Origin of the sequence: Paenibacillus zanthoxyli JH29 (genome assembly GCF_000520715.1) — a bacterium.
GTDB lineage: Bacteria > Bacillota > Bacilli > Paenibacillales > Paenibacillaceae > Paenibacillus_AQ > Paenibacillus_AQ zanthoxyli.
In genome coordinates this window covers 1-302 of the sequence record NZ_ASSD01000611.1, presented here as the reverse complement: position 1 = coordinate 302, position 302 = coordinate 1, and the positions used below count along the sequence as shown (strand labels likewise).

General features: G+C 60.6%; 1 protein-coding gene. It reads left to right on the top strand.

Going from position 1 to position 302, the window contains the following annotated elements:
* On the top strand, nt 1-302 hold a 302-nt coding region (locus tag L691_RS29950), incomplete at both ends, for a condensation domain-containing protein (protein ID WP_198023100.1).

Below are 302 nucleotides of genomic sequence, written 5' to 3'. Positions count from 1 at the left end.
TGGTGACGGAAGGGAAAGAAGAAGGCGGATTTGCGGACCTTGCAGAGACATGGAAGGAGGCGGAAAGCGACGCGACGCAGGCGGACCTGCTGTTTGACATCCGGCAGCGGGAAGGAGAGACGGCGGTATGGGCGGAGTACAACACCGACCTGTTCCGGCCGGAGACGGTGCGCCGCCTGCTGAAGATGTACGGTAATCTGCTGGAGGACATTGCAGATCGGCCGGATGCGCGGGTGAAGGAGCTGCGGATGACGAATGCAGCCGAGCAGGAGAAGCTGGTTAAGGAATTCAACGATACCCGC